Origin of the sequence: Calothrix rhizosoleniae SC01 (assembly GCF_900185595.1) — a bacterium.
Lineage (GTDB): Bacteria > Cyanobacteriota > Cyanobacteriia > Cyanobacteriales > Nostocaceae > Calothrix_A > Calothrix_A rhizosoleniae.
The window spans coordinates 1-10,037 of record NZ_FYBH01000351.1; the positions used below are offsets into that span (position 1 = coordinate 1).

Genomic DNA, 10,037 nt, shown 5'->3' on the forward strand with positions numbered 1-10,037 from the left:
ACATTAAGCTGTAGGTCATTAATGTCAGCTTTGGCTTGTTGAGGAGTACCGAGGAGTATAGTCCCTGTAAGACCCGCAACTAAAAGCCAGTATCTGTTCCATTGCTTTCGCTTCAGTGACCAGTTGGTTGTCAAAAAAGAGTGGTTTTGGGTCTCAACTCTTGGGATAACTAAGTTTATGGAGGGGTTGGAAGCGATGCTCCCAGAGGAAGCCGTCCAAGGGACGAATGCATTTTGGTGGGAACTTTTAGGGCGGATACGATGTGGAGTCAGTTTTTTAGATATTATCTTTACATACTTAAATAAATATTTCATAGCTGATTAATTTAAGTTTCATCGTTTTATTATGTAGGTAAAAAAAATAGAGGATCTTCGGCTATTGTTATGGTAAATTGGGTTAAAAATTATTGAAACCTTTATTTTATAAGCGTTTCATCTTCAAAAATTAATATTATTATTGATAATTCTTGTACCACAGGTATTTTGTTATAATCAATTTTAAATTTCCATAAAAAGAACCCAAGAACCCAATTAAAAAAATTAAAAATTACATGGACATTGAATCTACATCAAGTTAAGGTTCAATCTGCAAATCTCCTTCCTGGCTTTCAAACACAGTATCTACACCCCTGATATCCTGGAAAATTATCTCCACGCGGCGATTACGGGCATAATCAACCCGATTATTTTCCTCTGTCAATAATTTGCGTTCTCCAAAGGAGCGAATTGTCATCCTTTCTGGTGCAATTCCCTTCTTTATCAAATAATTTCTGGTGCTTCTCGCCCTTCTCAATGCTAAATTTTGGTTATAAGCAATGCTAGCGCGAGAATCTGTATGACCCTCTAATTCAATTACAATCGTGGGATATTTTTGTAACACCTCAGCAATTTTATCCAAAACTACCGCGCTTTCAGGACTAATATTGTCCTTATCCAAGGCAAAATGAATATTACGAGGTACAGTCAGAGAAATGGTTGGCGGTGGTAGGGTGACTCTGGTTACTGGAGGAATAGGAGTAGTACATTTGGGTATATCTGCGGTTGTATTTGTTTGTATTTTTGGTAATAAACCTGGTAATCTTACTAAGATATTGGCAGATGGCTCTGATGTTCCATAACGGGGGTCAGTAGCGATCGCACTTAATTTTTCCCCTGGTTTAATATTGTCTAAGGTGGCGCTAAATCTACCCTTATCATCGGTTTTTACTTGGGCAATAATCTCCCCTAAAGGAGAATATGTGGGATATAAATCGATTTGTTTTTTCGGATTAGGTATAACGCGGTAGATGTCAATTTCTGTACCAGGATCTGCTTTTCCATCAATACCTACCTCGCCGTTAATCAGTAAAAACTCACGGCTGAGAAATTTGGGTGTATTAATTGCCCCATTACCCGTATCTCGGCGACGATTGCCAGAATCCCGTTGTGGGTTGGGACCATCACCTCGTTGGAAGTCTTGCACTCCTGTATGGTGCCGGGTATTGAGGTCAATACTCAAGCCTTCTAAATTAGCGAAATGATTCCCTTGAATCAAGTTGCGACGGCTTTGGGGATAGGATGTAACTACCACCCCAGAACCGGTTTGATTGGTAATTTGGTTGTTCATTACCCGATGATTGTTACCCATGAGGTAAACAGCAGCCCTACGTAATCTGCGTCCGTTAAACTTAATTTGGTTATTTTGTATTTTTACTGAACCTTCTGGCTTAAACAAGTATATTCCACTACCATCATTGCCGCAAATTAGGTTAGAGGTGATTTGAGTGTTATTAATTTTCCCATCTAATCTAATCGCGTCAGGCATCCCTGCAATCCCATTACCCACAATAATGTTATGTTGCACCTGCATGTCTTCGCCCCTAATACCAGTAATAATGGCACTACCGTCATGATAGGAAATGCGGTTGCGTTGAATTACCGTACCCATTGCATTGAATACAGATACCCCAAATGCTGAGGTTTTATGGGGCATACTTTCATCAGGAAGAATACCTAACCAGTTATTTTCGATAACTACATTTTTAATCACATTGTCCTGTCCCCCCTTTCTCCATACTCTCTGCTCTCTTAAATTTTTCCAGGAGGCAATGATAATATCTCCGGGAGGGATAGTTGCTGTTGCACCATGAGATTTGGTAAAGCCATATAAACTCAAACCACGAATGGTGATGTTATTGGCAACTACAGTCAAACCACGGAAGACATCCCGATTTTCTGCGGCGGTAATTGATACCACAGGGATAGGAATGGTAATTGCTGATGTTGCAGATTTTTTGATGTCATATCCTGGTTGAGTTGTACCATCAATTACCAAGCCGGGAGTAGTAAGTGGTGGTAAGAGATTTTGCAGGGCGATCGCAGTTTGTCCCCTAGGTAGGTTAAATTCTATTTGTGGTTGATTGGTTGGTAAGATTTGGGCTTTTTCCGTTGTACTTAGTTGATGGAGAGGTAATGTACCATTGACAATCTCAATGGCTTCCCGTAAGGTGATTTTATCATCTGTTTGGACTGTATCCTGGTTACTGTTAACTACTACCCTCAGTGTTGTGGTTTGAGCGATGGAGGGTGGGATGAGTATACCCACTAGTAGTACTAAGATTGAGAAAATTCCCCACCCAGACCCTATGAGGCTCCAGGAGGGGTAAATAAATTGCTTTGGTTGTTTGTCGTTTTGGGTGACTTTCTCATCTATCCTTACCATATGGTTCTCCGTCTCCAAGATTTAACTTTAGATTCCTGTTGTTGAACTGGGGTAACTTTTTGTAATCCAAAGCCGCTAAATAGTTCATTCAGTTTGAGGGTTAGACCAAGGTAAGGACCCCCAGCAGATCTGCTACCGGAGAAATCCCGATCATTTACTTTCCCAAAGGCGTAACCAGCAGCTAATCTGAGATTGGGGCTGAGGTAGTAACCAGCTTCTAAAAGAAAGCCTGTTTCTGTGAAGCTATCCTGATTTGTCCAACGGGCTTCCCCTACCACATCCATATTTTTATTTAAGCGGTAAGTAGCCCGGAATTGACCGAGATTGGTGGCGCTAGTGCCGACTAAATCCTCAGCTAGGTAAGATTTACTATTACGGAAAGCATATTTACCATAAAATTCCCATCTCCAGTTTGGTGCATAAATGGCTTCCAAACCAAATGTATGGTCTTCTGCACCAGTACCACTATCAAATAAAGCTGATTCGGGGACTGTAGAAGGGTTTTTGCGATATTCATAACGTAATAGGGCGTTAAATTTATCGTCTTGGGGATTCCGGTAAGCTAAACCCAGTTTCAGATTGGCTGTACTTCCAATTCCTTCTAGTTTTTGATTTGCGGAACTGGCTTGTTCGTAACGGAATAAGCCAGTTAAAGCAGGGGAAATTTTCCCCGTGGCATTCGCGGAAATTACAGTATTAGAACCATTGGATGATTTACGATGTTGATAACGGGCGCTAGCTTTAAAATCAGGGTTATCTGTATATTCTAGCCCCACGCTATAACTATCACCAGAATCATAGCCCAAGGCAGAAGAACTTTGACCGACAGCAAAGGGTTGAGCAAATTGTTTCCCTGTTCCATTTTTCCCAAAAAAGTTGCCGACTGCCCGTTCATAGGCTAAATCTAGTCGCAAACCAGGGGAAATATGCCATTTATGTTTTAAACCCACCGCACCTTGACCTGTCATCCCATTTGCTCCTCCAGTAATGGAGTAACGTCCCGTGACGGTGGTATCTCTAGCCAATTTGTGTTCGCCGTTAATATTTAAACTAGTGAAGGAATTACCGCTATATTGACCTTTGTGGTAGAATTGCTGTGTCAGGCTGAGTTTAACACCGGGCCTTAAAGTCCAGTTTAGTCCAAATAGGGTGCGGTCGGAATAAACCGTATCGCTGTTAGAAGATATACTAAGTTCGTTCTGAGCTGAGAATGTTAGTTTTTTCGCAATGGGAAAAGTAAGCCGCGATCGCAATTGTTCAGATTTAGTCTCAGTATTGGCTATTTTATCCCGGCGAAAACGGTGTAACAAATCTAAATTTACAGTTGCTTGATCAATGTGTTGTTGAATACCCGCAGATATTGTGGTTAAGGAATTATCAACTGGACTACCAGGGGTTGTAGTAGTTTCAGGGTTAAGTAAATCCTCTAGATTGGTGGTAACTTGGGGAGCAACACCAAAATTATCTTCGTGATCATACTGCAACCGCAGATTAGTCTTTTTACTAAGTTTACCAGTTAACTGTGCCCCGTACCTGGTTTGTCCAGGTACAAAACTCACCGTGGCATTATTGGCAAATCCAGGACTTGCAGTGCGATAATGGGCTCTGGCTTGCAGTCCCTTAAAAATTTCTCCTTTTGCTTCCACTCGCCAAGCTTCACCATTGACTGTACCCCCTACAGAGTTGTTTGTAGAATGGGCGTATTCAGCAATGATAGTTCTCCCCGAGCCGAGAGAAATTTGGGTATCTGCACCATACAGTTCAAAATCTCGTGTTCCTTTATCTTCCCTAATGTAACTCGTACCCAACCAACTTTCATTTTTTAAGCCTCGAGCAAAATTATATTGCAGACGACCACCAAAAATGTTGCTATCACTAGATTGTGTACTTTCATATTCATAGGTAGCAACAATTTTTCTCACCAAAACTTGCCCATTCTCATCTAGATCTGTACGTAAAATGGGTTCTTGGAATAATATACTACCGCGATCGTAATCTATGTCATAATCTGCACCCCGACTCAGCTTTGTCCGTTGTAAAACCGTACCGGGACGATTGAGTTCTTCCAACTCAATATAAATACTTTCACTACCCGGTACCACCAATCTCTGGGAGAGGAAATAATACCCACTAGTTCCATCAGGAGAAATATTATCTCGTTGAAAACCTTCTACATTCTGACTGTAAAAACCAGTAATTTGTAGATTACCTAAATTGTAATTACCCTTAAATCCGTGTAACTTGCGGTTAGTCGCGGTAAACTGCTGGGAAGAACGGGACAACTCATTGGTATTATAGTTACCCCACATGACATAATCAGGCTCGGCTCCGGAAATTTTTGGCGATCGCTCTAAGCGCACATATAAACTATCTAAAGAAGATGCTACAGCCTCAACTTTGGAACTGTCTCCATATACGGGATAAGTTTTCTCATCAAACTGTAATTCCCTACTCTGTCTCCTATTATTACTCTCACCTTGATTCAGAGTGCGACTGCTATCATATGCCCCAGTAAATAACCATTCACCAATTGCCCCAGTAGCAAATATAGCTGAGCGAAAATCTAGTTGAGTGCTATTATCGCCATCTGTAGGTAGAAAATCCCGTAAACTACTGAAAAAATTCGTACCTCTAGCGCCTAAACGCACATCCACTACCCCAGTAACCAGACTAGGACGCAAGGCGGTTTCTAGTTGCAATTGGGTAAAAGCCTCTAAACCAATAGTTTTGGCTTGAATAGTAACTGTTTTAGCTTTTAAACCAGACTTAAAAGTCGCAGCAAATTTTCCCTCTTGAGCCTCTACCTGAAATCCTGGTATATCAGGCTTAAAATCTGCACCGACAAACTCTCCATCCGTAGCTGTCAAAGTAACAATTGCCTTCCAGTTAGAGACATTACCATTTTCATCCAATAATTTTCCCTTAACTGTTGCTATAGAACGTCCATCAGCAGGAATCCTAGATTCTACAGTCTCCACCTTCATTTGAGTCGCAGCACCGCTAACCATCACCTTTACCGTTGCTGGAGACTTTGTAGAGCCTACCAATTGAGCGGTAATGATATTTTCCCTCGGTTGCAAAGGGACACCATACCATGTTTGGGTGACTGACTTAGTCTGAGCATCCTTAGCTGTACGACCAATTAAAGACTTTTCGACCAATTTACCATTGACCCGCAATTCAGTTTCTTGATTCTCAGGAAATTGTAAAATTATTGTAGTTGTGCGATCGCTCAACACATCTTCTGGGGTTGGAGATAATATTTTTATACCAGTAAATTTGACCACTTTCCCCTGGTCTGTGGTTGTTGTCGGCGCAATTGGAGAAAGCGGGGTCTTTTCTTGTTTCTTTGTTTGCTGACCTTTTAATGAGCGAATTGGCTGGGAAGTCGATTTAACTGGATTAGTTTTGGTTTTAACCTTGACGTTTTCGATTGTTTCTGATCGAACTGTAGCTGGAGACAAAATTAAACTTGCGGCTCCAGCCATAGTTACCATTAGTTTGAGATAATATGTATGGTGTAAGTAAGTCGGCACAATAAAACCAAACTATGTGAAGAATAGTAAATAAGCCTAAAACCCTTGTTCCCCCTGCTCCCTGCTCCCTGCCCCCTGCCTTATCCAAACGATAATTTTTTACGCCAACCTACTTAGTCTTGATTTCACTTCTTTCCCTCCTCTTTGAAAGTAGGAGTGACTGCAAAGTTCATTCGCACCATGCCACCAGGCTCTAAGCGTACTAAGCGAGATTGGCTATTGCGTTCCCGGAAACGGGTATTAGGAGCAAGACTATAACCAGGTAAGCTGCTAAGATCGAGAACCCCTACATGGGCACCTGGTAACACATTAGCAACTGAAAAAATACCATTAGCATCAGTAGTTATACGGGTGCCACTTTCTAAGAAAATCACTGCATTAGGAACTCCAGGCTCGCCCTTTTGTTGTTCCCCATCAAAGTTTTTATCCACAAACACACGACCGATGATTGTGCCATAATCAGAGGCAATTCCTGAACGGATTCTCATTAAATGGGTTGCAGGTCCATCTTGAACTGCAAAATCATTATCAGTACGTTGAGCATTGACAATTGCTGTATTTTGACCAGAACCTCGCAGTGCATCGGGAGTTAATTGAGCAGCATAGACAATATTCAGAGTTTGTCCCGTGGCTATAGTTGCTGAAGTCCTAAAAGATACTTGCCTTCCACTATTGTCTGTATTTATACTAACAGCCTCTTCATTAATTTCACCCTGAACAGATTTGGGTAAAAACTTAAAGCCTATAGGGAAAGTATCAGTTACAACCACATTATCTAAACCAGAATCACCTTGGTTCTTGAGGGAAAGGCGATAAATCACAGTATCTCCTGGCTCTGCCGTAGCGCGATCGCTTATTTTCGTAATCCGCAATTGATCGGCTTGACACAACCCCATATCCAAATTTAAAGGTAATAAAGATAACCCTATTTGTTCCGCATCGGCTACTGATACTTGAGTACTGAGTTGAGTGTCACCTTGGAGACTTATGGGTGTACCATCTATAGAAGTAGCAGTATACTGAAGAATATCATTAGTATTACTAGTAATTGCCAGCTTGATCCGTCGCTGGGTATAGATAGAATTGGCTGGGGGATCGACCACTAAAATATAGGTTCTACCGACATCAGTTTGCCCTTTATTGGGGTCGAATAAGAAGTTGTAGAAACCCTGGTCTGCATTGGTAAGGGGAAAGGGATTAATATTAGTAGTATTGGGACTAAGTAGGTTGGCGTAAAAAATTATCGTTTGGATAAGGCAGGGGGCAGGGAGCAGGGAGCAGGGGGAACAAGGGTTTTAGGCTTATTTACTATTCTTCACATAGTTTGGTTTTATTGTGCCGACTTACTTAATACCCAGATCAATACCATTATCAGGAATATCAGGATTTTCAGTAGTTGTTAAAGAAGTTAAGTTGCCTAATTGGGTTCCTGTAGCATCATTAGGGTCTGGATCGTAAAGAGCCACAGTAAAGCCTTGATAATCGTCTAGTAATTGTCCATTACAACCTAAAATTTGTCCTAAAGGGTCAATTAAGGATTGAGTGGTAGTTTGGCTAGTAGCAGTTAACTGGCTAGAACTAGATTTAAAACTATGATTATTAGAAGGATCTGTATAAGTATAAGAAGCTTGGTTAACAAATGATCTGGTTGCAGTGGAAGTAGTAACTTGAGCAAAAGCAGATATGGGACTGTGTAAAAAACCCCCTACCGCCAGAATTGTAGCCAACCGCTTTAACCAGCTCTTGCCAAAATAAATTTGGTTATGTGAACTTGGACGACGCACGGTTGTTCTCCTGCTAAGACTTTACGGTTCCTGGAATTGCAACACCTCTCTGTTCATTGCTGTACCCAGAACCGTTTATTTTTGCTGCGGTAGAGATGTTGCACCCTATGTAGAGAAATTATTAGGGTAAGTAGTGTTCACCTTGTCTCTTTTAAATCGCTCTTGCTGTATAAAAATATAAAACCCTGATTATTGAGACTGAGACTTTTATGAATTTATACCTATTTGAAAAATGATTGCTACAGATAGAAAGAAAGCAAAGCTTATGTCGTAAATCTTTACACAATCTAAAATCTAAAATCCAAAATGGTATTAGTAGGGTGGGCATTACCCACCTTACACTTATAGGGAAAGTACTTCTCTACACAAGTAAAAATTAAAACAAGTTTTAGCGAACTTGTAGTTGGTATGTACCTTTAACTGCGCCCTTAGCAGCAACAGAGTCACCGAATTTCCAACGGATATTACTATATAGTTCTGCTGGTGCGGGAACTGTTTTAAATGTACCATCTTTTTGCTTAACCTTGATGGTGGGGTTTTCCACAAAGCTCTTACCTTTATCAATACTGTAAGTAATCTTCGCGCCCTTGACATCATTTACGGTAGCAGATTTCAACACATACTTCATTCCTTGGGGAATTGGTTGATTGATCACAAGACCCTTGACTGCTTTCTCCCCATTATTAGAACCAGTAATTGTATAACGTAGTACATCTCCAGGCTGAACGGTTGCTTGACCTGCTAATACTTTCCAATTTACCTTTTGTTTACCTTGAGCATCTTGAACAACAACTTTCTTCGCTGCATCTAGACGTAACTTAACTACACCTTTTTTAGCATTTTGCGCGATCGCAGAACCACCGGGTAAGAAATTAGCAACAACAGGGATTTGAGTAGCAAAGGCAACACTAGCAACTAATGCTACAGCACTTAAGCCTGCAATGGAAAAACGTTTCATGGAAATCACCTTATGTAACGACTTGAATGTTGACAATCAATGGAATCTGGTATTAATTGAGGAACAATTCATTCCAGAAATCTCCCTAAATTAGGGGCTGATAAAAACGACTGACTATGGAGTAGGGTTATTTTCAACTTGACGCTGGAAGGTAAATACCTTTTCCTGTCCTGGTCCGATTACATTGAGGTATTTAACGATATACTGAGTAATCTCAGCTTGCTCTGTATTGGTGAGAGTTTTTGTATCTTTACCAGTGTAGAGTTCCACATCTCCACCATCAGCACTGTAAGCACCATTAACATGGATAGTATCCATGAAGTTGTTACTATCATTGTCTAATGCCCAGTTGTTACCGTTAGGATTTGTACTTGCATCGTAATTAGTACCATCCTCAGTAATAGTTGTATTTGCAGCATTGAGAATGATGTTACCTGTACCATCTTGTGGATCAGAGATGTTACTAGCTGTAATCCTGTAGGCGATTTTATCACCAGGAACAGGTGTCAAAGCAGTCTTACCATAAGTTATTGAACCATCAGCTTGCACAATGCCAGATTCTTTGACCAATTTCAGGTAACCTGTGTACACCCGGTCAATGGTAATATTTTTAGGCTCAGTAGTTTGTAATCCATTGGGTGTTGCATTATCTTCAATATACGCAGTGATTGGTACTGGGAAACCTCTGAGCATATCGTCATCGGTAGAAAGTTTAGTATTTTCAGGTAAATCTACTTCCACCGCATAGAAATCAGTCCCGTTTACAGCTACGTTATCGATCCGGACTGGGTTAGTTGCACTAATTGCGTTACCACCAACGGTACCTATCCCTGACTTGAATTCAAATCCACCAGTAGATGTATAGTTGTAAGTTGCTGATATACCGCCCTTAGATATTGTGACTTTAGTATTGTCAGGTAAATTAGTTGTAGTCGCTGGTGGTGTAGGTAATAGAGAGATATTAGCAATAGTAGTACCAGTATTTTGGATAGTATTAGTAAAACCAACACCATCTGGATCATCGATGGTTTCACCAGGTTTGGTACCTACTGGGATTAA

4 protein-coding genes and 2 pseudogenes are annotated in these 10,037 nt (G+C 40.8%); all 6 read right to left on the reverse strand.

Annotated elements, in window-relative coordinates:
* Positions 1 to 573: 573 nt before the first annotated feature.
* A complete protein-coding gene (locus CALSC_RS21530) occupies positions 574 to 2,700 on the reverse strand; it encodes an OmpA family protein (protein ID WP_088243313.1) in 2,127 nt (708 codons plus the stop codon).
* A complete protein-coding gene (locus tag CALSC_RS21535) occupies positions 2,694 to 6,197 on the reverse strand; it encodes a hypothetical protein (protein ID WP_088243314.1) in 3,504 nt (1,167 codons plus the stop codon). Before CALSC_RS21535 ends, CALSC_RS21530 begins: the two co-directional genes overlap by 7 nt.
* Before the next feature lie 164 nt (positions 6,198 to 6,361).
* Positions 6,362 to 7,459 (reverse strand): annotated as a pseudogene (locus tag CALSC_RS21540) (hypothetical protein); the annotation flags it as partial.
* A 120-nt stretch (positions 7,460 to 7,579) separates the two neighbouring features.
* Positions 7,580 to 8,020 (reverse strand): hypothetical protein, encoded by a 441-nt coding sequence (locus CALSC_RS28245; protein WP_088243316.1) that lies wholly within the window; start codon positions 8,018 to 8,020, stop codon positions 7,580 to 7,582.
* 388 nt (positions 8,021 to 8,408) lie between these two features.
* Entirely contained in the window at positions 8,409 to 8,978 is a 570-nt protein-coding gene (locus CALSC_RS21550) for a DUF11 domain-containing protein (protein ID WP_088243317.1), read from the reverse strand.
* A 114-nt stretch (positions 8,979 to 9,092) separates the two neighbouring features.
* Positions 9,093 to 10,037: pseudogene (locus CALSC_RS26670) on the reverse strand (hypothetical protein); the annotation flags it as partial.

Bases quoted from the DNA above. Each gene is read 5' to 3' on its own strand.
- CALSC_RS21530 (WP_088243313.1), bottom strand. From the start codon at position 2,700: ATGGTAAGGATAGATGAGAAAGTCACCCAAAACGACAAACAACCAAAG.
- CALSC_RS21535 (WP_088243314.1), bottom strand. From the start codon at position 6,197: ATGGTAACTATGGCTGGAGCCGCAAGTTTAATTTTGTCTCCAGCTACA.
- CALSC_RS21550 (WP_088243317.1), bottom strand. From the start codon at position 8,978: ATGAAACGTTTTTCCATTGCAGGCTTAAGTGCTGTAGCATTAGTTGCT.